Here is a 23,149-nt window from a genome sequence, read left to right as displayed (position 1 = left end):
ACCAGAACCGGGACGACGAAGGTGCCGATTCGGGCCATGGAAAAGTTATTCGCTAGACTGGTAGGGTGAAGATCATTGAAACAGCACTGCGGGATGTGAAGTTGGTTGAGCCTCGGCGATTTGGGGACGACCGTGGGTGGTTTGCGGAGTTTTATAACCGGCAGGCGTTTGCCGGTGCGGGTTTACCGACGGATTTCGTGCAGGACAACCAGTCGCACTCGGCACGCGGCGTACTTCGGGGGCTGCATTACCAACTGGGCAAGCCGCAGGGAAAGCTGGTGAGGGCACTCCGGGGACACATCTGGGATGTGGCCGTGGATCTGCGGAAGGACTCGCCGGACTTTGGAAAATGGGCAGCATTCGACCTGAAGGGACCTGAGCTGACCGAGGCGAGTCAGATGCTCTGGATTCCGGAGGGTTTCGCGCATGGGTTTCTGGTGGTGTCGGAGACGGCTGACGTGCTTTACAAGACGACCGATCTCTATCACCCCGCCGGCGAGCGGTGCATCGTTTGGAATGACGCTACGCTGGCGATCACCTGGCCGCTGGAGGGGATCACTCCTCTTGTTTCCGGCAAGGATGCGGTGGGTACCGCGTTCTTAGAGGCGGATTTGCCTCCGGTTTAGGCCGTATGTCCTTCCGGACGGATTCCATGGAGTTCCTATCCGATGCTTTTGAGCCACGATTCGGCTTCGTCCAGCCTTCCGATAGGCGTGTAGGTGCCCTCGCAGGGGCCTTCCTCCGTGCCCGCGATGAGGAAGGCCTGACGGAGACCGGCGTTATTCGCTGCCCCAATGTCTGAGCAGCGATCGCCGATCATGACCGACTGGGCCAGATCGATGCCGAACTCGGCGGCTCCGCGCAGGAGCATGCCCGGAGCAGGTTTGCGGTCGATATGGTCGCGGCGGTACTCGCCCAGGCCGTGCTCAGGATGGTACGGACAGTAATAGACGGCGTCGAGCTCGACATGCTCCTTGCGAAGCTGCGCGCGCATCCAGTCCATGAGGCCGTCGAACTGGGCGACCGAGTAGTAGCCGCGCGCGATGCCGGCCTGGTTAGTGACGACGATGATGCGGTAGCCAAGACTCATGGCGGTGCGGCAGAGGGAGAAGATGCCCTCGACGAAGGTGACGTCCTCGGCGCGGTGAAGATAGCCGATCTCGTGATTGATGACGCCGTCGCGGTCGAGGAAGAGTGCTCTTTGGATCATTCGGATGGGACTCCACGCAGGTTGAAGGGTTGAAGAATTTGCCACGGTTGGCCGCCAGGGCCTCCGAAGAGGGCATCGATCTGACCGAGGGCCATCGCTGGGGTGATCTCCTGCAGGCACAGGTTGCTGGTGCAAGGGGCGAAGTCCTGTCCGTCGTAGCAGGGGCGGCAGGAGAGATGGTCTCCACCCCAGATGGCCGTGACGTTTTGGCCGCGAGGGAGGAACGAGGCGGGGTCGGTCGGGCCGAAAAGTGCGACGATCCGGACGGGAGTGATGCCTGCCAGGTGAAGGGGTCCGGTGTCGTGCGAGATGGCGACGTCCGAGTCGCCGAAGGCGGCGACGACCTGCGGCAGAGTGAGGGAGCCGATGGTATCGATGAGCGCGGGACAGGCCAGCGGAGCGAAGGCCGGCTGAACCCAGGAGTCGTCGGGGCCGCCGATGAGGACGACCTCCCAACCGCGGGCGAGGAGCTGGCGGGTGAGCTCGACATAGAGCTCGACCGGCCAGCGGCGAAGGGTTTGCTGGCGGAGCATGTTGCTGGCGCCCGCGGGGACGATGGCTACGCGGATGGGCGCGGCACGGTTGGGAAGAGGACTGGGAGGGAGATGTTCGGGGCGCGCGGGCGGGATGCTGATTTCGTCGGCGTCGTCGGGGCGGCCGGAAAGAATGCGGAGGATTTCGCGGGAGTGATGGCGACCGGGCAGAATGCGGCGTGCGCGGTCCTGTTTATCGAGATGCAGCTTGCTGGCGGCGCGGACGGGCAGGGTGAGGATGCGGTAGCGGGGGTCGTAGTAGAGGGTGGCGCAGAGGTCGTAGCGACGGCGGGAGAGGAGACGCCAGATGCGGGCGATCTCGCGAACGCGGGCCGGGGCGCTGCCACCGAAAATGGCCTTGTCGTCGGCGACGATGGGGTTGATCCAGGGGTAGCATGCGAGAAGGGGGGCGACGGCTTTGCCGCAAAGCCAGTCCACTGTATCGGCCGGCCGTGCGAAGGCGCGAACGGCCGCGACGGCCATGACGACATCGCCGATCGCGCCGAATTTGACGATGAGGATGGACTTCATGGCTTGCTGTCGTCGAGAAACACGCTCTGATTGCGCAGGATGGAGATGAAGGCAAGGTAGCGCATCAGCATGTCGTAGCGGGTGGGGCCAAGGGCGCGGAGGGCGGTCTTGAGGAGGCGGTGAACCAGGTCGATCCGGCGGTCGTGGGGGTTGAACTCACTCCATCCGGCCTTCGCCGGGGCGGCCTTCCCTTTGACGAGGCCAAGCTTTTTGGCGAACGCGGCGAAGGGGCCACGAGCGTCGAAGGGGTTCTGCCCAGTCCAGCGCGCGTGGTGCTTTGAGTAAATCCGGCGGGCGAGGCGGTTGAGGGCGGTTCCGTCTGAAAAAGTGTCGAAGCCGTACGGGATGGCCTCAAGGGCGAGGTCGTGGCTGGCGTTGACGTGGGCCTTGTAGTCGGCGAAGAGGCGATGGAGGTCGGGTCGGTCTGCGAGCGTGTAGCGATCGGTGTTCCTGGACAGCATCGCGGGATCGGAGACGGTGATGCCGCTGAAATGGAAGAAGCGGAGAAGCTCTGTCTGGTTAACCACATAGCCTGTGGCGGTTTCGGTCAAAGAGCGCTCGTGCAGGTTCCAGTAAGCCATGTTCAAGCCAAGGTGAGGAAGGATGCCTACGTCGAAGAAGACAGGCGCGAGGTTCATCCACTTCTGGTCGACGAAAAGGCCGCTGCGGCCTTCGCTAAAACCGAGTTCCAGGCAGCGCTGCTCCCACCAGGCGAGGATCCGGTCGCTCTGCGGCGACCGCCGAACACCGAAGAAGCCGAGGTTGTAGGTGCCGTTGTAGAGGTGGTCCTGCTCGGAGGGTGATTTGCCGTCGAAGACCGGCGTGGTGATGTGGGGGGTGAGGACGCCGTCGTGATGGTCGAGCGCGTCGAAGACCGGGGTGAGGGGGGCGTAGACGAAGATGTCGGGGTCGAGATAGACGAGCTTCTCAAGGTCATAGGTGCCGATGAGGTGCTTGAGGAAGGTCGGCTTGACGTTGGTGTTGAGCTCGAGGATGTCGTACTTCATGGCTTCGCGATAGACGTCTTCGAGGCCGATGTGATGGAGCGAAACCGGGGTGAAGACGTCGGCTTCGGAGGCGAAGACGGAGGGCTCGGCGTGATCGGCGACGACGAGGACGAAGAAGCGGTGGCCGGGGTGGTGCGCCATGTACGACGATGCCAGCGTGCGGGCGTAGGCAAGATAGTTGGGGGAGACGATGGTGCAGGCTGCGGAACTCAAAGGAGACACCCGGGGTGGAACGGTGCTGTCATCCCTGAAGGATATCAATAAGCTGCGGGTTATTGGGGGGACGGGAGCTGGACGTGCATAAGGGGATCGATGAGATGAACGACGGTTGCGACGATCTCACTCGACGGGCCGTGGTTGGGGGTGCAGAACCACTCCTTGACGGCTCCGAACATGGCCCACGCAACGGTGGAGGCGAGCATACCGGGAGCAACGCCGGGAACGGGATGACGCTGGATGCCATCGAGGAGCATGGTGCGGACGACGCGGATGACGGCGGACTCGAGGTGGGGCTCCATCTGCTGGGAGGGACAGGATGGGCCGGGGGTCGAGGTGAGGAAGTCGCAGAGGGCCTGGACGATGCCGGTGAGAGCCGTGGAGCAATCGAAGGTGATGCCGCGCTGGGTGATCAGGTCGTGGCAGCGGGTGGCGACCATGTCGTCCAGGAGCGCGAACTTGTCGGCGTAGTGGTCGTAGAAGGTGACGCGATTGACGGTCGCCGCGTCGGCGATCTCCTGGATGGAGATCTTGTCGAACTCGCGTGTGGCGAGGAGATTCGCGAGGGCCTGCTGGAGCAGATGGCGGGTGCGGCGAATGCGTGGATCGGTGGAATTTGGCGGCATGGCTCTCGCTTTAGGGTAACAATTTTTGCAACTTGTGTTGCTTAAGCTACATCTGTCGTTTATATGTAGACGACAGATGTCGTTCAGGAGGATGTATGAAGATTGCCGCTTTGATTGCCCGGATTCTGTTGGGTGTGATGTTTACGGTGTTTGGTTTGAACGGGTTTCTGCACTTTATTCCGCAGCCGCCGATGGCTCCGGGGGATGCGCTGACCTTTGTCATGGTGCTCGCAGGCACGCATTACATGGTGCTGGTGTTTGCGATCCAGATTGTGTGCGGAATCTTGTTTCTGGTGGGCAAGTATGTGCCGCTGGCGCTTACGCTGATCGGGCCCGTGATCGTGAATATTCTGCTGTTCCACGGACTGATGCAGCCGGCCGGGATTATTCCGGGAGCCCTTGCTACGGTGCTGTGGTTTGTCGTCTTCGCGAAGGAGCGGGATGCGTTCGCGGGAATCTTCCGAGCCTAGTCGCTGAAGGGATGAGCGTGGCCCGGGGCTTCGATAAGCTCAATCAGGAAGCGGAGGGGGGAGACCCAGAACTGAACGTGGGCTCCTCCGTACGCCCTGGCGGGCTTGGGATCGCCGGCGGGGAGGCATCCCTGGCCGCGTAGATCCAGGCCTGCTTCGGCCAGGTTCTCAACCGTGTAGGCGAGATGATTGAGGATGCTTTTGCTGCCGCGGAGAGCGGCGGTGATGGGGCTCGTGGCGCCAAGCGGGGAGATGAGCTCGATGGTGGGTGTGGTCTCCGAGCGGCCAAACTGGACGCTTACGCCGAGGACCTCGTCATGGGTGATGGCGGTCCACTGGTTAAGCTGGAGGGTCGCTTCGAGGAAGGCACGGCCGGCGACGATGTCTTCGACGACCAGGCCGATGTGGTCGAAGGTCATGCGAGCTCCGCGAGCACCTGGGCGAGGGAGTCGTGCCAGTCGAGCATGGTGTAGTGGTAAGTTTCTTTGAGTTTGGTGCAGTTGAGACGGGAGTTGCCGGGGCGAGCGGCGGGTGTGGGGTACTCGCTGGATGGGATAGGCGTGATTCTGGCGAGCTTGGCTTCGGGGAGACGAAGCTGCGTGAGACGAACGGCCTCGTCGGCAAAGCCGGCCCAGGTGGTCTCGCCGGATCCGGCGGCGTGATAGATGCCGGGGGTGAAGGTGCCGCTACGGAGGATGTGGGCGGAGAGACGCGCGAGGTCGCGTGACCAGGTGGGCGCGCCGTGCTGGTCGCCTACGATGCGGAGCTCTTCTTTTGCCTTTGCCAGGTTCAGAATGGTGCGAAGGAAGTTCTTGCCGGTCGCTCCGTAGACCCAGGAGGTGCGGAGAATGACGGCTTCGGCTCCGGTGGCGAGGAGGGCTTGTTCGCCGGCAAGCTTGGTGGCTCCGTAGACGCCCAGGGGGCCGGTAGCGTCGCTTTCGACCCAAGGGATGGTTCCCTGCCCCGTGAAGACGTAGTCGGTGGAGAAGTGGATAACCTTGGCGCCGAGGGTTTTGGCTTCGCGACCGATGACCGCGGGGGCGAGGGCGTTGATGGCGTGAGCGAGCTCTGGCTCGGACTCGGCTTTATCGACGGCGGTGTAAGCGGCCGGATTGACGATCCAGTGGGGCTCGGTTTCGCGCAGATAGGTTTCGATCGCGACAGGATTGGCGAGGTCCAGCTCGGCACGAGAGGGTGCCAGGATGTCGCCGAGGGGAGCGAGGCACTGGAGGAGTTCGCCCCCTACCTGTCCGGCCGCTCCGGTGACGAGGATGCGGATTGGGTCGAGAGCCACGCTAGTAGACCTTTTCGTCGATGAGGCGGGCGAGGTATTGGCCGTAGGTGGACTTTTTGATGGCTTCGGCCAGGGTCTTAAGCTGGTTGCCGTCGATATAGCCGAGGCGGTAGGCGATCTCCTCCGGGCAGGCGACCTTGAGGCCCTGACGATGCTCGATGGTGGAGATGAAGTTGGAGGCTTCAAGGAGGGAGTCGTGGGTGCCGGTGTCGAGCCAGGCCATGCCGCGTCCCATGATCTCGGTGCGGAGCTCGCCGCGCTCCAAATACCAACGATTCACGTCGGTGATCTCGAGTTCGCCGCGGGGGCTGGGCTTGATGGACTTGGCTACATCGACGATCTGCTTGTCGTAGAAGTAGATTCCGGTGACGGCGTAGCGGCTCTTGGGTTTGAGAGGCTTCTCTTCGAGGGAGATGGCCTTGCGGTTCTCATCGAACTCGACAACCCCATAGCGCTCGGGATCTTGGACGGCGTAGGCGAAGACGGTGGCTCCCGAAGCGCGCTGGCCGGCCTCGCGGAGTGTCTTGGCGAAGTCGTGGCCGTAGAAGATGTTGTCGCCAAGGACGAGGCAGCAGCCTTCGCCGGCGAGGAACTCTTCGCCAATCAAAAATGCCTGGGCGAGTCCGTCGGGAGAGGGCTGGACGGCGTATTGGAGGCTGATGCCCCACTTTTTGCCGTCGCCCAGGAGCTGCTCGAAGCGCGGGGTGTCGACGGGAGTGGAGATAATGAGGATGTCGCGGATGCCGGCCAGCATGAGGACCGAAAGCGGATAGTAGATCATCGGCTTGTCGTAGACGGGCAGGAGTTGCTTGGAAACCGCCTGCGTGACCGGGTGGAGACGGGTGCCGGAGCCCCCGGCAAGGATGATTCCCTTCATGTGACGCCCTGCTTCCGTTGGGTTGTCGCTACAACGATCGTCGATGAGCATATTACGGCTAAACCATTCTGCTTGCCTAAGTTGCGGTTTAGCTACGGTGCCCGTAGTTTTTGCTGATCCACTGCTGATACGCGCCCGAGGTGACCGATTCGATCCACTCGGGATTGGCGAGGTACCACTCGATGGTCTTGCGGAGGCCCGTTTCGAAGCTTTCAGCAGCGCGCCAGCCCAGCTCGGTCTCGAGCTTGGTGGCATCGATGGCGTAGCGGCGATCGTGGCCGGGACGGTCCTGCACGTAGCGCTTGAGCTGGATGTGTGGTGCGTGGGGGGACGCCGGGCGGAGCTCGTCGAGGAGGCCGCAGACGGTCTCGACCACGTCAAGGTTGGCGCGCTGGTTGCCGCCACCGACGTTATAAGTCTCACCGATCCGTCCCGTCGCAAGGACGGTGCGGATAGCCGAGCAGTGATCGCCGACGTAGAGCCAGTCGCGGACCTGCTGGCCGTCGCCGTAGATGGGCAAAGGCTTGCCGCTGAGAGCGTTGTTGATCATCAGCGGAATGAGCTTTTCCGGAAACTGGTAGGGCCCGTAGTTATTGGAGCAGTTGGTGATGAGCGTGGGGAGTCCGTAGGTGTGCTGCCAGGCGCGGACGAGGTGGTCGGACGAGGCCTTCGAGGCGGCGTAGGGGGAGTTGGGCGCGAAGGGAGTGTTCTCGTGGAAGGCGGGGTCGGTGGGCGAGAGAGTGCCGTAGACCTCGTCCGTCGAGACGTGGAGGAAGCGGAAGGCTTCCTTCTCGGCACCTTCGAGAGTGTCGTAGTAGGCGCGAGCAGCGCGGAGGAGGTTGAAGGTGCCGTCGATGTTCGTTCTTAGAAAAGCTTCGGGGCCCACGATGGAGCGGTCGACGTGGCTCTCGGCGGCGAAGTGGACGATCGCGCGGGGGCGGTGCGTGGTGAAGAGTTCAGTGACGAGCGCCTGGTCGCAGATGTCGCCATGGACGAGGGTGTAAGCGGGATTGTCCTGGAGGCTGGCCAGGTTGGCCGGGTTGCCGGCATAGGTGAGCAGGTCAAGGTTGACGACGGATGCAGTTTCACCCGCAGCAAACCATTCGAGGATAAAGTTCGAGCCGATGAAGCCCGCTCCGCCGGTGACGAGGATGCTGTTTTGTTCGCTCACATGACTCCGTTTTCGTGACTGCCTGTACGTTCAGTCTATTGCAACTGCGGGGGAAGGAGCGAGCGCGGACGAGGGAGGAGGCCCAGTTTGGGTACGGCGGTGCTGGATGCTGTTGTGTCCTTGGCGGAAGGTGTTGAAACCCTCCGCATGGCATCTTCAGGTGAGGACGCTCCGGGCGAACCCATTCTCAGCATCGAGATGCGGAGCAGCCGGCCTGTTCGCAGTTGATTCCCCGGGTAGGCCGTGGAGAAGAACCATGTAGCAGAAGAAGTAGAAGACCAGGACCGGGATGAGGAGGATCGCTCCATCGATGCTGGCAACGATGGAGTAGAGGATGAGTCCCTTGACGGCGGCGCGTCGAGATGGGGTCTGGGCCAACCACGGATTGAAGATGAGCAGGATGACGGGCATGAAGAAGATGAGCAGGAAGGCCAACAGTCCGATGATGCCGTAACTGGCCAGGACGGAGGCGTAGACGAGCTCGGCGATTGGGCCGACGGGGACGGTGGGGACGAGGGTTTGCTGGCTGAAGGCTGGAATTTCTCCTTCGCGACCGCCCAGCCCGCCGTTGAAGAGGAATCCGAGGCCGTTGCCGTTGAAGAGAAGTCCCACAAGGACGAGGCAGACGGTGGCACCGATGGCGATGATCTGCGGAAGGCTGCGTCCGGGACGGATGCGGGGAAAACTGCCAAGAATCGTGGGGAGCTGAACGATGAGCGAGAGGAACTGCTCGATGATGAGACCAAACCAGACGGTCCGAGAGAGGGTGAGAACGAGCGCAATCCGAACGACGTTGCGCTTCCAGGCTTTGGGTTCGAGCAGGCGATACAACGGAAACAGGATGAGGGTCGCTACACCATAGAGGTTGCCATTGTTGTAGGTGGAGATGAGCTTGAGATAGCCACCGCGGTCGATGTGTTTGGTGGTTTCGAGCAGGCCGTAGTCGGCGATGTTGACGGTGAGGTAGGGGATCTCGATGTAATGCCCCATGAGCGGGTGATAGAAGAACAGGAAGATTCCCCACAGGGCGGCGGCGAGGATGCAGAAGCAGAATTGCCGGCGAAATCGCTCGTAGTTGATGAGGTGGAGGTAGGCCGGGAAGACACCGAGGAAGATGGCAGGCAAAAAGATGAAGCTGGTGAGGAGGGCCACGGGAACGGCAGGACCGTCGTCTCCATTGAGCCAGATGCTGAAGAGAAAGAGGAACTGAAAAGGCAGCAGAGAGGCAAAGACCGCAATGGTGAGCGGTGAGCCACGCATAGGCAGGCGCACCAGGCGCAGGAGGGCGAGAGGGATGAAGATGAGTCCAAGGAAGAGGTATCCCCAGGTAAGGGGGATGCCGGCAAACTTGACGCCTCCCTTGGGAAACAGGACCAGGAAGGTGAGCAGGAGCCAGGGGATGACGTCCGCGAGCGTAGGGATGCGGACCGCGAACCTCATGCCGGTCTACCTCGCCAGCCCGAAGATCCTGCGGAGCTCCAGCATATTGCGCTGGTAGTCGGGATCGGCCTGCACCCTGCGCCAGATGAGAAGGAGGCACATGGAGAAGAAGCCGGTCGCGACGGCAAGTGCGAGAGCGGCAAAAAGATAGGTGCGACGCGGCGGAAAGGAGCGAGACTCGGGCGTGATGGCGTAATCGACGACCTGAAAGGCATCGGCGGAAGAGGCCTCGACGAGGCGGGCCTGCTGGGCTTGCTGAGCGAGCGAGTTGAGCTGCGTCTCGTGGAAGGTGACTTCACGCTGCTTGCGCTGGTACTCCAGCGTGGCGGAGGGGATGCGTCCTGCCGGGATCGGCGCTCCGGCCCCGGCGGGGGCGGCGGTCTGCATGGCGCGCTGCTGGGCCTCCATCTGCTGAATCTGGGAGCGGAGTGTCTTGACCTGAGGATTATCCTCCGTCTCGCTCTGGAGCAGGCCGGCGAGCTGCACATTCATCGTCGCAATCTGGCTCTGGAGTCCGGCTATCTGTCCGAGGCCTGAGGCACTCTGGCTTCCGGCCTGGATGATTCCGGTGGAAAGCTGCGTCTGCTCGAGGTCTTTCTCCGCCTTGACGAGGGCGTCCTTCTCCATCTGCAGTTGCTGCTCGTAGAACTTGCGGTTCAGGACCTCCTGCGAGAGCGCCATGGTCTGCTGCTGCGCGTTCAGGCCTTCCAGATAGGCGTTGCAGACCTTCATGGCCATCTGCGCGTCGACGCTGCGGACGGTGAGACGCAGGAGACCATCGGCCCCGACGACAACCGTAAGAGAGCCCTGGAGCGCACCGCGTATCCCCTCCCAGCTCTTGCCTTCGGCAGGAGTGAGTTTCAGTGCGCGAATCACGTTGTCGGTGACGGAGCGACTGTGAAGGAGTCCGGTGTAGAGATCGGCGGGACGCTTGCCGCTGAAGAGGGTGGTGAGGGAGTTCGACTCGGCGAAGGACTGCTTCGGCAAGATGGTGGCCGTGGCCTCGAACTGCGGGGGAATATGGAGCGTGTAGATGGCACCGAGGATGAAGACGACCAGCGTGACGGCGACGCCGAACTTCCACTGGGCGAGGATGCGGACGAGGAGCTCAAAGAGGTCGATGGAACGGCCTTCGGGCTGAGGCTGCTCGGGAAGGGCCGGATTGGGCGGTATAGTCGTCATTTCGTCGGGGCGCCCTATCGGGTGAGGTAGACAAGTGCGGCAAGGTTGAAGCCTACGCTGGAGGCGACGCTGGTAAGTCCGATGATGTTCCGCAGGAGGTTGGAACGGGTGAGGATGGGCGGAACGACGATGGTGTCGCCGGGAAAGATGTTGGCATGCACGACGTTGCCGTATTGCTGGGAGTAGACCGAGCCATCGGCTCGTACGACGAACATGCGCTTCTTATCGGCGAGGCGGTCGGGGCCACCGGCCTGGTGGAGGTATCCCTTCACACGCTTGCCACGCTCGAAGAGGAAGGCGTTGGCGTTGTAGACCTGGCCCTGCACAGAGACGCTGGAGGGGGTGCGCGGGACGATAAAGCGGTCACCGTCTTCGAGGACGAGGTCGGGAACGTCGTCGACGGTGCGGCTGTCGGGCAGGAGCGAGAGAACGATGCGGCCCATCGGCTGGATGCGGCGCAGACGGGCTACGGCCTGGCGGGCGTCAGCGGTGGAGGCGGTTGGGTCGTTGGTGCCGATGGCGCTATTGGCGAGGCTCGCGGTCGCGCTTGCGATCTGGGCATCGAGCGAGTCGGCAAAGTCCTGCTGACGCTGCACCTCCACGCGGCGGGTGGACTCGCGAGTGAACTGGGAGGCGAAGAGGTAGGCGTCTGGGGTGAGACCACCGACACGCCGCAAGAGCTGGCGGAGCGTCTCGCCGGGGAGCACGCTGTAGGTGCCGGGGGCGTTGAACTCCCCTTCGAGACGAATGAAGCGCGTCTGCTGCCGGACGGGGACGCGGATGTCGGCCTTGGAGAAGATCGTGACGACGTCACCGGGGAGAAGCTCGAGGTTCTGGGTCTGGTCGCCTTCGAGGAAGAGCTTGCCGGGGGAGAAGGCGAGCAGAGAGGTGGTAAGGTCGACCTTGGACTGACGCGAGATAACCGCGTAGCTCCAGTCGATGTCGGGAGCGGGCAGGACGACGTCGTTGACGGCAGCGAAGGGCGTGTTGGTGTCGGTGAGGGCCGCAGCCACGGGGGCTCCGGAGGAGCTGTTGCCGCCGGTGGTCGGGGCGGCTACGATGCCGGAGCGGACGCCAAGCTCGCCGGTCTTATCAGGGTTGGCGGCCTGCGTGGTGACGCTGCCGAGCTGGTTCAGTTTGTCGTAGTAGTTGCGGGTGACGAGAGCGTCGCGGCTGGGAATGAGATCGAGCAGGCGCATCCCCTCGTGCCAGACGTAGCGGCCAGGGTTGGCGACGTTTCCGCGGAGGGTGATGGCATCCTTAAAGCGGCCTAGGATGGGCGAGATGGTGACGATATCGCCGTTGCGGAGCTGGGTGGTGGCGGAAGCGGTGAGATCGAGATCGATGATGCTGCGCTCGGTGTGCTCGTAGATGCGCTCGAGGCGCGCCGAAGCGATGGAGGCGACGTTGGTGAAACCACCCGCGAGGTCGACAAGCTGCTTGAGGCTGGTTTCGCCGTGAAGCTCGTAGATGGCCGGGGTGGAGACCGAACCGGAGATGGCGACCTGGGGGCCGACCTGCGGGATGAAGATGACGTCACCGGGCTCGAGACGGATGTCGTTGCTCTTGTCGCCGTGCAGGAGAAGGTCGTAGAGATCGAAGTCGATGACGGTCTTACCGGCACGCTTGACCTGGATGTCGCGGAGGCTGCCCTGGGGTGTGGGACCACCGGAGGCGAAGAGGGCGTTGAGCAACGTGGAGAGCGAACCGATGGTGTAGCTGCCAGGCCGGACAGCCTGTCCGAGGATGAAGACGGGAATGGATCGGAGCTGCCCCATATTCACGGTCAGGTCGAAGTTGCGGTAGACGTGTCCAAGCTGGGTGCGGAGGTAGTCGGCGAGCTGCGAGAATTTGAGGCCGGCTACGTGGAAGGTGCCGACGCTGGGGATAAAGATGGAGCCGGTACGGTCGACGTTGTAGGTTGCGTCGAGGTTGACCTGACCGAAGACCTGAACATGAATCTGGTCACCGGGGCCAAGGGTGTAGTCGGCAGCGACGGCAAGGTCGTCGACAGGCGCGAAGGTCGAGGGAACGCCACCGAAGAGGCTCGCGCCATAGATGGGGAGGGTACGTCCGGTGGAAGTGGCCACGAGCTGCTGAAACTCACTGAGTGGCTGGGTAGCACCGGTGCGCTCGACGGTGGTGTTGTCCTTGTCCTGGGGAGTGCGGTCGGTGTCGGTGAGGCGGCGTCCGGTGACAGGGTCGAAGTTGTTCTGCTGCTGCTGCGTGTTGGATCCGGCGGAGCGGGTCTGGGTCGCGGCAGGGGTGCCGGTGTTGACCGTAGGGGCCTGCTGAGCGGGAGTTGCCTGCGCGGCAGGGGCCGGTGCGGCACCGGTTTGCGCGGTGGCCAGCGAGCCGGCGAGGACAAGGCCCGCAGACAGCACAAACGCCGCTGCACGCTTCGAAACCGCTGTGGTGTGCTGCAAACAACGACCTGCTGCTTCTGTCACGCGTTCCGTCCCATCACTTGGTTCTTTATGTTGCTTATTTTGAAGGCCTTCGATCCTTCGATGCAATGCCAGGGGATGGCGTTGGACCGGGCGGAGACAGAAGAGCCCCTAAGACAGCTTAGTTTACAGGCAAAGCGGAACATGACGGGAGCAAACAAGCGGATCGGCCCTGGACTGCATCCTACGGACGGTGGGCTGAAGGAGGTCCAGGATGGCACAGGCATCGAATCAGGCAGCGGATGAGGTACGGAATGCGGCAAAGCCGGGAGAGCCCGTGAACAAGGGCGGAGGCCATGGCGGGGCACCGCAGCCTTCAGGGCCAAAGGGCGACAACCCGGCTACGGCTGGACCCGGGCCGGTGGGGGTAGTGTCCGGAACGCCGGAAAACGCGCTGGGACACCTGAATCCGTCGTCGCCCGAGGATGGGAATACGACGCCGGGATCGACGACGGTCAAGTAAGATAGTGGGCAAGGGCCTATAGCTCAATTGGTTAGAGCAGCGGACTCATAATCCGTTGGTTCCAGGTTCAAGTCCTGGTGGGCCCACCACTCCCTGCGCCCCGCGCGTTCGTCGAGATTCTCCGATCCGTTTCAAACTTTCTGGAGCAGGGGCCTTATGACGAGGCGTGGTGCGTTTTTTGGGTTCCTTGGAGCTCTTTTGCTGGCTGCGGGTGTGGGGGCTGTTCCGGCGAAGGCCCAGATCGACAGCGATCACGACGGTTTGAACGATGCAGTGGAGGAGAGACTACTGCTTAAGTTTGAGCCACGGTTCATGGTGGGCAAGCTCGATTGCTCTACGGTCCCGGCCGAGTTCAAGGCTGGAGTGACGACGCCTGAGGTCGAGGCGGAGAACGGCACGATCTACGGGCAGGTGTTCCCGCTGAAGATCGCCGTGGGCATGAGGGCTGAGATTCACTACTACCACCTGTGGCGGAAAGACTGTGGTGGTCACGGGCATCCGCTGGATACGGAACATGTCGCGGTCCTCGTGGAGAGAGCCACCGCCGACGCCGACTGGAGAGCGGTTTACTGGTACGCCGGAGCGCATGAGCAGACTGTGTGCGATGTGAGCCAGATTGCGCGGGCCTCGACGATCGATGCGGAGGATCATGGGGCTACGGTGTGGGTGTCGCCGGGAAAGCATGCCTCCTATTTGAACGAGGCGCTGTGCCGGGGCGGGTGTGGGGCTGACCGGTGCGAGAAGATGACGGAGTTGCCGGTAGCGGCGGTGATCAATCTTGGGGAGGCAGATGCTCCGATGAATGGGTCATTGTTTATTGCGTCGGCGGCATGGCCCCTGCGTGCGAAGATGTCGCAGTCGAACTTCCCCGCCGGCCCGGTTGCGCGGCTGGAGACGTTGCCGGTCACAGACGTCGCGTGGTTCCATGCAGGGCGGCATCCGGTACAGGGCATCATCGCGCGGAGCAGCAGCACGGAGGAAGCGCTGGCGGGAGGCGGACGCAATACGGCTTCGGCGATCTCCGTGGCGGGGAGTTCGACGGGCTCCGCTCTGGATACGGCCAGCGAGTCCACGGGTGGAGCGCTTTCGAGCGCGGGCGGCGCGGTGAAGAAGGGCTATCGGTCCACCATCCACGCGCTGGGAAGCTCGGCAAGCCATGTGGGGAAGGCTCTCGGAGTTGCTCCGAAGACAACTCCGAAGAAGAACGAGGAAGAGCCCAGGTAGAGACTATCTCGGGTCTCCTGGCATTCGGATCAGTTCTTTGCGGATTCGGGGTACATGCGTTTGCCGAAGACGAGACCGATTGTGGTGCCGTAGGTGGACGAGTGGTTGGAGACGCCGAAACGGAGGCCTCCGTCGAAGCCGAAGAAGCTTGAAACCTGGCGGTAGAAGCCGGTAAAGACGTAGGTTCCGGGCGGGGTATTGGACTGGGAGACGTTCTGGCCGAAGACCTCGGCGTAGAGGCGTGTCTGCGCTTGCAGATGGTAGCTCACAGCGAAGGACTGCTGGCCGCCGTAGTTGCATTTCTGCTGACAGTTGGCTTGGACGATAGAGCCGTTGGCGATGATATCGAGGTCGCCCTGTTTGCCATAGTGATGGTTGATGAGGACGGTGAACTGCTGGCCGAGGTTGTTGAGGTCCGTCTGCGAGGCGGTGGGGAGTTCGAGCTCGTACTGGAAGGCCACGCCCGGTGCAGGGCGGTGGTAGTCCTCCTTATGCAGGACGTACTTGCCGCCGAGCGTGATAGTGCCGATCCCGTTGGTGGTACCGGAGTCGTCGTGCTCGTGATTGAACGCGGACCAGGTGAGATCGAGACGGAGCTTTTCGAGGGCCGCGAAGGTGAGGTTGGTGTCGACGGTCTGCTGGTTGCCGGGAGGGTTGTCGGGATAGGCGTCGTAGCCGGTTTCGACCTGAAGGACGCCCTTGTCCTGAATGGTCGCGGCATTGGCGATGGTGGGGCGGGTGGGGTTGAGGCTGATCTGATCCTGACCGACACAGGTGGTGGTCAGGAGAGCGAGAGAGAGACAGAGGAGGGTTGTCGGAGTCATGTCTCCCTCGATAGATGCGGAATGGTCCGCAGGTGGAAAAAAGCCTTACAGCAGCCCGCAGAACCCCACCCCGTCCGGCGATACAGCCGTCGACCAAGGATGAGGCACCCGTCCTTGGAGATTACTTGGGCAGAAGCACGAAGGGGCTTGTGTCGAGCACCATGGGCGGCTGGTACGAGATGTCCCAGGTCGGTGATGCAAGCTCCGGCATGGGAGTGGCCGAGAAGAACTTGCGCACCTGCGACGCGGTCCAGCGTGCCGCCTTCTTCGACTTCTGCTTGCGGGCGGAGTCGGTGGAGATGCCCGTGCCCGCATACATCTGCCGGTAGAGCTTGGAGAGCAGGACGAATGCCACACGGGACTTCAGATTGGGCGTGCAGGACGATCGCTTCCAGACCGGACCCCAGTCGTAGAACTTGTCCCAGACGCGCTGCGTGCGCTCGCTGATCTCGCCGGAACTCATCGTGGGGTGAGGCGTGAACATCTTGGGCCGCACCTCCGTTGGGATCATCCAGTAACGCGTAATGGGAACATCGCCGACAAGGGTCGGATGGGCGGCCTGCTCCTTTTCCCAGCGACCGAAGTCGACCGTGCCCGGGAAGGGCGTCATCATGACGAACTGCGCGAACGTGACGCCGGCCTTCAGGGCCATTTCGACGGTGGCGTCGAAGGTCTCCGGCTTATCCGTCGGCAAACCGAAGATAAACGAGCCGAGGACATGCACGCCGTGCTTCTTGAACGTCTGGAGCTGACGGGCCAGAGCTTCGCCCGAGTAGTTGAAGTCCTTGAAGACAGCCTTGAGTCCCTCGGGAGTTACGGCTTCCACACCGACGAGGGCACCCTTGATGTTGGCCTTGCGCATGGCGTCCAGGTACTCGCCATCTTCGCCTGCCTCCATGGTGATCTGGGTGAAGAAGACCATGTCCTTAGGGAGCTTGGCGAGCTCGGCCATGAGGGAGAAGCGCTCTTCCCGAATCGCGGTAAGCTCTGCGACCTTGGTGTCGTTGCCCTGCTCGCGGGCGAGGCGAAGATCGGTGAGGGTGACCGGATAGAAGTTGTCGTCGGCGAGGGCGATGAAGCGGAAGCCGAGGCGCCGGAGCGTAATGATTTCGTCGATGACGGACTGGAACTGGCGCTGGCGGGGCTTCTGGCCGTCGGTACGCCAGACGGAACAGAAGGAGCAATGTTTCGGACAGCCGCGGATGGTCTGGACGGAGGCCCACATGTACTTATCCTTCGGCATGAGGTCCCAGCGGGCGGCGAGGAACTGATTGCCCTCAATGCGGCCACCTTCGTAGATCTGCTCATGTTTGCCGGTAAGGAGGATGTCGTTGACGACCCTTCCCCAGGCGACGTCTCCGTCTCCCTTGACGATCGCGTGGCCTTCGCCGCGCTCGAGAGCCTCTTCCGGAAACAGCGTGGCGTGGATACCGCCGTAGATGACCCAGGCACCCCGGGCGCGCGCCATGCGACCTACCGCGTAGCCACGGAGGGCGTTGCCAGTATGGACGCTGATGCCGACGATGTCGCCTGGCTGGATGGTTTCGGGGGCGATCTGTTCGATCGACTCGTCGACCAGGATGGGATCGCCGGCGGAACGCGGGGTGGCGGCGGCGAGGACGAAGAGCCAGCGCGGCGTGATGACGGCGGTACCAAAGGAGTTGTCGCTGGGATTGACCAGGTGAACGCTCATGCGAAAATCCAACCTTCCGGGAACGGTGCGGTGGTTTCAGAGAGCGGTGTCCATGGAAGACGCGTACGCTGGCCGAATTTTTTTGAGACAAAGGGGCCAGCGCGGAGATGCTGCGCGGCTCGAATGTTTTCCATCATACCTACGGAGTGTGACAAATGACACACTTCGTAAGAATCGACCTGCCGCGGCCGACGCGCGTAGACTGATCGCGTCATGGATAAGGTTTGGACGAGCGTCGAAGAGGCAGTTGCGGAGATTCCCGACGGGGCCACGCTGATGCTGGGCGGGTTCGGGCTGTGCGGGATTCCGGAGAACCTGATTGCGGCGCTGGTGCGGCGCGGGGTGAAGGGGCTGCACACCATCTCGAACAACATGGGCGTGGATGGTTTCGGAATGGGGCTAATGCTGGAGGCCGGAATGATCGCCTCTCATATTGGCAGTTACGTCGGCGAGAACAAGCTGCTCGAGACGATGGTGATCGCAGGGACACTGAAGGTGACACTGATTCCGCAGGGAACGCTCGCGGAGCGGATTCGCGCGGGCGGAGCGGGAATTCCGGCGTTCTTTACCCCGGCGGGCGTAGGCACGCTGGTGGCCGCAGGGAAAGAGACCCGGGAGTTCGAGGGAAAGACCTACCTGATGGAGCAGTGGCTGAAGGCGGACTACGCGTTCGTCAAGGCGTGGCGCGGGGATCGACATGGGAACCTGGTGTACAAGGCCACGGCGCAGAACTTCAACCCGATGATGGCGGCGGCCGCAACGATGACGATCGCCGAGGTCGAGGAACTGGTCGAACCGGGTGCGTTGCCTGCGGAGGGCATTCATACGCCTGGGGTATATGTGCAGCGGGTGGTCGTGGGGCCTTCGTACGAAAGAAGAATTGAGCGGCGAACAGTTCGAACCTAGGAGGGACAGCATGCTTTCGACAGGGATCTTGATGGGGTTCATCCCAACGGCGGACCGTGAACGGGCGCGAGCTTTTTATGTGGGAAAGCTTGGGCTCGCACCCGTGAGCGAGGATCCGTTTGCCCTGGTAGTGCAGGCGGGGGCTTCGGTCGTCCGGATCGTAACCGTCGGAAGCTTTACCCCGATGCCGTTTACCGTATTGGGCTGGGAGGTCGCGGATATCGTTGGCGAGGTGACGACGCTGACGACCGCGGGCGTGGTGTTTGAGCGCTTCGGCTTCCTGGAGCACGATGAGGCCGGGATCTGGACCGCTCCGGGCAAAGACCGGGTGGCGTGGTTCAAGGATCCCGACGGCAATCTGCTGTCGCTGGCGCAGCACGCGGAGGCTTGATGGCTACGGATGCGGAGAAGCGGGGAAGGATCGTCCGGCGCGTGGCGCGGGAGCTGCAGGATGGCTTCTACGTGAACCTGGGAATCGGGATGCCGACGATGATCGCGAACCATGTGCCTCCGGGCATCCACGTCACCTTGCAAAGCGAGAACGGGATGCTCGGGATTGGGCCGTATCCGGCGGCTGGGACGGAGGACGCCGACCTGATCAATGCGGGAAAGGAGACGGTGACGGCTCTGCCGGGCACCAGCTTCTTCTCGTCGGCGGAGAGCTTTGCGATGATTCGCGGGGGCCATATCGATCTCTCCATCCTGGGGGCCATGGAGGTGGATGCGCGGGGAAATCTGGCGAACTGGATGATTCCCGGCAAGGTGGTGAAGGGGATGGGCGGGGCGATGGATCTGGTAGCCAGCGCGCGGCGGGTGATTGTGGCGATGGAGCATACCGCCAAGGATGGATCGCCGAAGATCGTGGAGCGGTGCTCGCTGCCGCTTACGGGGCTGTCGGTGGTGGATGTGATTGCAACGGAGATGGGGTGGATCGAGTGTCACCGGCATGGGTTGGTGCTGATGGAGATCGCTCCAGGGTTGAGCGTGGATGAGGTGAAGGCGGCGACCGGGGCTCCGCTGTTTGTATCGGACGAGCTTTGCGAGATGATGATCTGATGCGGATGGATGATGAACGCTGGGTTGGGTTAGAGGGTGGGTATCGGGTTCCGTTCGACCCGCGGACGCTGCTGGTGCACCTGCGGCTTGCGCCTGAGGATGCAGTACTCTGGAGCGAATTGATCGAAGGGCTCTACCACCAGGGCGATGTAGGCGAGGCCTCGTACGCTGCCGTGCCGGTCATGGTTTCGTTTGGGGTCGAGCTGGAGCGGATGCCATGGCAGATGCTGGCGCTGGTGGCTTCCATTGAAATGGCACGCAATCAAGGAGAAAATCCCGATGTGCCGGGGTGGCTGGCAGAGGAGTATGGAGCGGCTTTGTCCACGCTGGCAGAGGAGTGCATGAAAAGGCTCCCGGAGATTGAAGGGGAGGAAGCGGCGCGGGGCATGCTCTGCATCCTTGCGCTCTGGAAGGGCTTTTCCATCTATGCGCGGGTGCTGGGAGAGTATTCGGAGGCGGAGTTGGTGGAGATGCTGCCAGCGTAACGATCATTCCATGGAAACCCCGGCAAAATCGCATGTCAAGCCCCTGAAACAGTTAAACCCCATCCCTTCAACAAGATCCGGATGAATCGCGAGTTTCCCTCTGTTGCATATAATTTACTTGGAAGCTGAAGAAGCCCCGGCCAACGCCGGGGCTTCTTCAGCTTCAGTCCGCAAACGAAAAGCTAACTGTATATTTTTGAATACTTTACCTGTAAAGTCTTTATCGAGAAGACTTTACAGTAAGCACATTCTGCATGTTGCAGAAAAGAATAGACTTTACCTCAACACCCCGGGGGGGGAGGCTACCCGAAAAGGCATCGTTGATCTTCAGTACTCGATGATCATCGGCGTGAAGCTGAGGGTGCCGTCAGCGCGCTGGTACTTGAGGAAGAGCTTCTTGCGGCTGTTGTTGATCGTTGCCGCGACGACTGTTCCGGTGTCGTCGCGCTTGGACAGGTCAACGTGGTAGGTCTTCACCGGGCTGTGCCAGTCGGTATCGGTCTCGAAGTCGCGGGTGAACTTGTTGAAGGGATAGTCCGGATACTTTTCGGGGTGTTGCTTCCAGTTGGGGTCGTTCCACCAGATGCCATAGGCCTTCTCATACTCGCCGGCCTGGCAGGCGGAGAGGAAGACGCTCACATGATGCTCGACCGGAAGGTTCATGAAAAAGTAGCCGTGACCGGTAAAAGCGCCGGCCAGGGCGATGACGGCGCCGAGAAGAATGACGACAGGAATGCCGATCAGGAGGCGTTTCTTGGTGTTTTCAACCTTCTCGTTGTACTCGGGGGCGTTCAGCAGGGTCATCGAACTTCTCCTCTTGTTGCAGCGCGCGGTCGGCGACGATCTCTCCCAATGTAGTCCATCGGGCAGTCAACGGTGGTGGAAAGGGGCTAGGGTCGGTGGTGTGTGAGACAGAGTCCGTTTACCCTCCCACATGGAAAGTTGGGGACATGTCCCGTCCAATCTGCCGTCGCTGCAAGCAATCCCGCTATGTCCGGTACTCGAAAGGTCACGGTGCGTTCGACGCGCTGCTGCGTCTGATCGGTCTTTACCCCTTCCGCTGCGATGAGTGCCGCGGCAGGTTCTATCGTTTTCATAAGCGCCCTGTGCTCGCCGAAATACACCTTCGATCCTCCGATATCTAAGAGCTTAGACACCGGCGCAAGACGGATTGATCCCTTGCGCCCTTTACCAGCCCTACGAGCGATTGGATCGTTCATACCAGCCAAACGCGCCTTCCAGACGCTCGAACTCCGGGCCGCCTGGAAGCAAGTAGACCGACAGCACATCGAATCGGACCTCAATCCGGTCGCGAGCCGGCTCCTCGAACGCCTTCAGATAGACGTTGACAAGGCGACGGAGTTGCTCGCGTTTGGAGCGGTCCACGGCTGACTCCGCGGTGAAGGGGTCGCGGGCCGTGCGCGCTTTGACTTCTACAAAACAAAGGGTTTGCCCGCTCCAGGCAATAAGATCGACGTCTCCCCGGACTTTGGCGCTGGTCCAGCGACGCGCCACAACCGTGTCTCCCACGCGGCGGAGGTAGAAGAAAGCCTCGCGTTCACCGCGTAGGCCGGTCTCGAGGTGCGCGGGCAGCCCTGTGGGCCGTCCGAAGCGGGCAGCAAGCGCATCCAGACGGCGAATTCCCCACTCTTGCACAGGCCACGGGATCATTGCGGAAATCTTACCTCCTGGCACCGGTTGCTTCCACGCCCTGACCCTGCGATACTTAACCGTGCCCACACTGCACAAAACCAAAACACATTTAAAGAGGTCGCGGACATGTCTGCAAAGTACATCTTTGTAACGGGCGGCGTCGTGTCTTCCCTGGGGAAAGGTCTCGCCGCAGCCTCCATTGGCTGCCTGCTCGAGGCGCGCGGCATCAAGATCAACATCATGAAGTTCGACCCGTACCTGAACGTCGATCCCGGGACCATGTCGCCGTTTCAACATGGCGAGGTCTTTGTCACGGACGACGGAGCGGAGACGGATCTCGATCTGGGCCACTACGAGCGGTTCACGCACGCCAAGCTGACGCGCGATAACAACCTGACGACGGGGCGGATCTACGAGCAGATCATCACCAAGGAACGACGCGGCGACTACCTGGGCAAGACCGTCCAGGTGATTCCGCACGTAACGAACGAGATCAAGAACGCCATGCGGCGCGTTGCAGCCGATTGCGAGGTTGCGCTGGTGGAGATCGGCGGAACGGTGGGCGATATCGAGTCGCTTCCCTTCCTCGAGGCGATCCGGCAGATGCGGCAGGAGCTGGGGCGCGAGAATACCTGCTTCGTCCACATGACGCTGGTGCCTTGGATTGCCGCGGCCCAGGAGCTGAAGACCAAGCCGACGCAGCACTCGGTGAAGGAGATGCTCTCGATCGGTATCCAGCCGGATATCCTGCTTTGCCGCAGCGACCGCGCGGTGCCGCGCGAGATGCGCTCGAAGATCGCCGCGTTCTGCAACGTGGAAGAGGCCGCCGTGGTCATTGCGCGGGATGTGCCCTCGATCTACGAGGTACCGTTGAACCTCGCCGAGCAGCACGTGGATACGCTCGCGCTGAAGTATCTGCGGCTGGAGACCAAGCCGGCGGATCTTTCGAAGTGGCAGGACATCGTGTATCGCGCCTACAACCCGACGGATGAGGTTTCAATCGGCATCGTCGGCAAGTACGTGGAGTACGAGGACAGCTACAAGTCGCTCAAGGAAGCTCTGGTTCACGGAGCACTGGCACACAACCTGAAGCTGCGCGTGACGTGGATTGAGGCCGAGGGTCTGGAGACGCGGGACGAAGATGGCAAGCGCAATAAGGCGTACGAGAGCCAGCTCGCCGGCTTCGACGGCATTCTGGTTCCGGGCGGGTTCGGCAAGCGCGGCATTGAAGGCATGTTGAATGCGATCCGATATGCGCGTGAGCAGAAGGTTCCTTACTTCGGAATCTGCCTCGGCATGCAGACCGCCTGCATTGAGTATGCGCGGAACGTTTGCGGTCTGAAGGATGCGAATTCGGGAGAGTTCGACCCGGCTACACCGCACCGGATCATCTACAAGCTGCGTGAGCTGACTGGCGTCGAAGAGATGGGCGGGACCATGCGTCTGGGCGCGTGGGCCTGCGTGCTGGAGCCGGATTCGTTGGCGCACAAGGCGTATGGATCGACGGAGATCTCCGAGCGGCACCGGCACCGGTACGAGTTCAACCGCGAGTATGAGGCGGTGTTGACGGGCGGCGGGCTGAGGCTGACGGGAACGACCCCGGATGCCACTTACGTCGAGATCGTGGAGATTCCGGGGCATCCGTTCTTCCTGGGCTGCCAGTTCCATCCTGAGTTCAAGTCGAAGCCGTTGGAGCCGCACCCACTGTTCAAGGACTTTATCGGGGCCAGCTATAAGAATGGCGGCGAGAGGGTTCGGGAGAAGGGTTCGGCGGAGAATATCGTCGTCGGCTGATCAGAAAATCATGCCTCTTGCGATCCAGGATTCATAGCGAACGCGGT

At 62.0% G+C, this 23,149-nt stretch carries 24 protein-coding genes and 1 tRNA gene; 10 read left to right on the top strand and 15 right to left on the bottom strand.

All coding sequences use genetic code 11. From position 1 onward, the window contains the following. Positions 1-65: 65 nt before the first annotated feature. The gene (gene rfbC / locus BM400_RS04855) at positions 66-626 is read left to right on the top strand and encodes a dTDP-4-dehydrorhamnose 3,5-epimerase (protein WP_089837139.1); all 561 of its coding nucleotides are present in this window, start codon (positions 66-68) and stop codon (positions 624-626) included. Positions 627-661: 35 nt separating this feature from the next. Here rfbC and BM400_RS04850 read toward each other — a convergent pair whose 3' ends face one another. Genes BM400_RS04850 through BM400_RS04835 form a run of 4 tightly spaced genes read right to left on the bottom strand, consistent with a single transcriptional unit; the run spans position 662 to position 4,123 of the window. Continuing rightward, positions 662-1,210: a D-glycero-alpha-D-manno-heptose-1,7-bisphosphate 7-phosphatase gene (locus tag BM400_RS04850; RefSeq protein ID WP_089837137.1), complete on the bottom strand. Its 549-nt coding sequence runs from the start codon at positions 1,208-1,210 to the stop codon at positions 662-664. After that, a complete protein-coding gene (locus BM400_RS04845) occupies positions 1,207-2,274 on the bottom strand; it encodes a glycosyltransferase family 9 protein (protein ID WP_089837135.1) in 1,068 nt (355 codons plus the stop codon). The genes BM400_RS04850 and BM400_RS04845 overlap by 4 nt, the downstream gene beginning before the upstream one ends. Next, positions 2,271-3,503, bottom strand: a complete 1,233-nt coding sequence (locus BM400_RS04840) for a glycosyltransferase family protein (protein WP_089837133.1) — start codon at positions 3,501-3,503, stop codon at positions 2,271-2,273. The genes BM400_RS04845 and BM400_RS04840 overlap by 4 nt, the downstream gene beginning before the upstream one ends. Before the next feature lie 50 nt (positions 3,504-3,553). Further along, positions 3,554-4,123, bottom strand: a complete 570-nt coding sequence (locus BM400_RS04835; protein ID WP_089837131.1) for a TetR/AcrR family transcriptional regulator — start codon at positions 4,121-4,123, stop codon at positions 3,554-3,556. Positions 4,124-4,218: 95 nt separating this feature from the next. Here BM400_RS04835 and BM400_RS04830 point away from each other — a divergent pair, with 95 nt between their 5' ends. Beyond that, positions 4,219-4,593 carry a DoxX family membrane protein gene (locus tag BM400_RS04830; protein ID WP_089837129.1) on the top strand — a complete coding sequence of 125 codons (375 nt, stop codon included), beginning with the start codon at positions 4,219-4,221 and terminating at the stop codon, positions 4,591-4,593. Here BM400_RS04830 and BM400_RS04825 read toward each other — a convergent pair. From BM400_RS04825 to BM400_RS04795, 7 genes are all read right to left on the bottom strand, one after another. After that, entirely contained in the window at positions 4,590-5,012 is a 423-nt protein-coding gene (locus BM400_RS04825; protein ID WP_089837127.1) for a VOC family protein, read from the bottom strand. The two genes, BM400_RS04830 and BM400_RS04825, sit on opposite strands and share 4 nt — an antisense overlap. Beyond that, positions 5,009-5,887, bottom strand: a complete 879-nt coding sequence (rfbD, locus tag BM400_RS04820) for a dTDP-4-dehydrorhamnose reductase (protein ID WP_217644079.1) — start codon at positions 5,885-5,887, stop codon at positions 5,009-5,011. The genes BM400_RS04825 and rfbD overlap by 4 nt, the downstream gene beginning before the upstream one ends. Before the next feature lies 1 nt (position 5,888). After that, positions 5,889-6,764: a glucose-1-phosphate thymidylyltransferase RfbA gene (gene rfbA / locus BM400_RS04815; protein ID WP_089837125.1), complete on the bottom strand. Its 876-nt coding sequence runs from the start codon at positions 6,762-6,764 to the stop codon at positions 5,889-5,891. An 88-nt stretch (positions 6,765-6,852) separates the two neighbouring features. After that, a complete protein-coding gene (rfbB, locus tag BM400_RS04810; RefSeq protein WP_089837123.1) occupies positions 6,853-7,935 on the bottom strand; it encodes a dTDP-glucose 4,6-dehydratase in 1,083 nt (360 codons plus the stop codon). Between the two features lie 156 nt (positions 7,936-8,091). Then, complete coding sequence (locus BM400_RS22755) at positions 8,092-9,375, bottom strand: hypothetical protein (protein ID WP_089837121.1); 1,284 nt, start codon at positions 9,373-9,375, stop codon at positions 8,092-8,094. Positions 9,376-9,381: 6 nt separating this feature from the next. Next, entirely contained in the window at positions 9,382-10,557 is a 1,176-nt protein-coding gene (locus BM400_RS04800) for a GumC family protein (RefSeq protein ID WP_089837119.1), read from the bottom strand. A 14-nt stretch (positions 10,558-10,571) separates the two neighbouring features. Continuing rightward, the gene (locus BM400_RS04795; protein WP_245781683.1) at positions 10,572-13,007 is read right to left on the bottom strand and encodes an SLBB domain-containing protein; all 2,436 of its coding nucleotides are present in this window, start codon (positions 13,005-13,007) and stop codon (positions 10,572-10,574) included. Between the two features lie 211 nt (positions 13,008-13,218). Here BM400_RS04795 and BM400_RS21575 point away from each other — a divergent pair, with 211 nt between their 5' ends. From BM400_RS21575 to BM400_RS04780, 3 genes are all read left to right on the top strand, one after another. Continuing rightward, complete coding sequence (locus tag BM400_RS21575; protein WP_141223809.1) at positions 13,219-13,467, top strand: hypothetical protein; 249 nt, start codon at positions 13,219-13,221, stop codon at positions 13,465-13,467. A gap of 12 nt (positions 13,468-13,479) precedes the next feature. Further along, positions 13,480-13,556, top strand: a tRNA-Ile gene (locus BM400_RS04785). Between the two features lie 67 nt (positions 13,557-13,623). Then, the gene (locus BM400_RS04780) at positions 13,624-14,691 is read left to right on the top strand and encodes a hypothetical protein (RefSeq protein WP_245781682.1); all 1,068 of its coding nucleotides are present in this window, start codon (positions 13,624-13,626) and stop codon (positions 14,689-14,691) included. A 29-nt stretch (positions 14,692-14,720) separates the two neighbouring features. Here the strand turns inward: BM400_RS04780 and BM400_RS04775 are convergent, their stop codons facing one another. Next, a complete protein-coding gene (locus tag BM400_RS04775) occupies positions 14,721-15,515 on the bottom strand; it encodes a transporter (protein WP_089837113.1) in 795 nt (264 codons plus the stop codon). A gap of 121 nt (positions 15,516-15,636) precedes the next feature. Then, positions 15,637-17,208 (bottom strand): B12-binding domain-containing radical SAM protein, encoded by a 1,572-nt coding sequence (locus BM400_RS04770; protein WP_089837111.1) that lies wholly within the window; start codon positions 17,206-17,208, stop codon positions 15,637-15,639. Positions 17,209-17,421: 213 nt separating this feature from the next. On the opposite strand from BM400_RS04770, the gene BM400_RS04765 reads away from it, so the two are divergent. From BM400_RS04765 to BM400_RS04750, 4 genes are read left to right on the top strand one after another with little or no spacing between them, the layout of a single operon-like run. Continuing rightward, positions 17,422-18,114, top strand: a complete 693-nt coding sequence (locus BM400_RS04765) for a CoA transferase subunit A (RefSeq protein WP_089837109.1) — start codon at positions 17,422-17,424, stop codon at positions 18,112-18,114. Positions 18,115-18,124: 10 nt separating this feature from the next. Further along, on the top strand, positions 18,125-18,505 hold the full coding sequence (locus tag BM400_RS04760; protein WP_089837106.1) for a VOC family protein: 381 nt from the start codon (positions 18,125-18,127) through the stop codon (positions 18,503-18,505). Next, positions 18,505-19,170, top strand: a complete 666-nt coding sequence (locus tag BM400_RS04755; protein ID WP_089837104.1) for a 3-oxoacid CoA-transferase subunit B — start codon at positions 18,505-18,507, stop codon at positions 19,168-19,170. Before BM400_RS04760 ends, BM400_RS04755 begins: the two co-directional genes overlap by 1 nt. 5 nt (positions 19,171-19,175) lie before the next feature. Then, complete coding sequence (locus tag BM400_RS04750; protein WP_141223808.1) at positions 19,176-19,655, top strand: hypothetical protein; 480 nt, start codon at positions 19,176-19,178, stop codon at positions 19,653-19,655. Positions 19,656-19,982: 327 nt separating this feature from the next. Here the strand turns inward: BM400_RS04750 and BM400_RS04745 are convergent, their stop codons facing one another. Both BM400_RS04745 and BM400_RS04740 read right to left on the bottom strand, forming a co-directional pair. Continuing rightward, a complete protein-coding gene (locus BM400_RS04745; RefSeq protein WP_089837100.1) occupies positions 19,983-20,459 on the bottom strand; it encodes a hypothetical protein in 477 nt (158 codons plus the stop codon). Positions 20,460-20,852: 393 nt separating this feature from the next. Next, the gene (locus BM400_RS04740) at positions 20,853-21,326 is read right to left on the bottom strand and encodes a YraN family protein (RefSeq protein ID WP_089837097.1); all 474 of its coding nucleotides are present in this window, start codon (positions 21,324-21,326) and stop codon (positions 20,853-20,855) included. A gap of 108 nt (positions 21,327-21,434) precedes the next feature. On the opposite strand from BM400_RS04740, the gene BM400_RS04735 reads away from it, so the two are divergent. After that, positions 21,435-23,102, top strand: a complete 1,668-nt coding sequence (locus BM400_RS04735; RefSeq protein WP_089837096.1) for a CTP synthase — start codon at positions 21,435-21,437, stop codon at positions 23,100-23,102. Positions 23,103-23,149: the final 47 nt, after the last annotated feature.

Source organism: Granulicella pectinivorans, assembly GCF_900114625.1.
GTDB lineage: Bacteria > Acidobacteriota > Terriglobia > Terriglobales > Acidobacteriaceae > Edaphobacter > Edaphobacter pectinivorans.
This window is presented reverse-complemented; position numbering and strand designations above follow the sequence as displayed.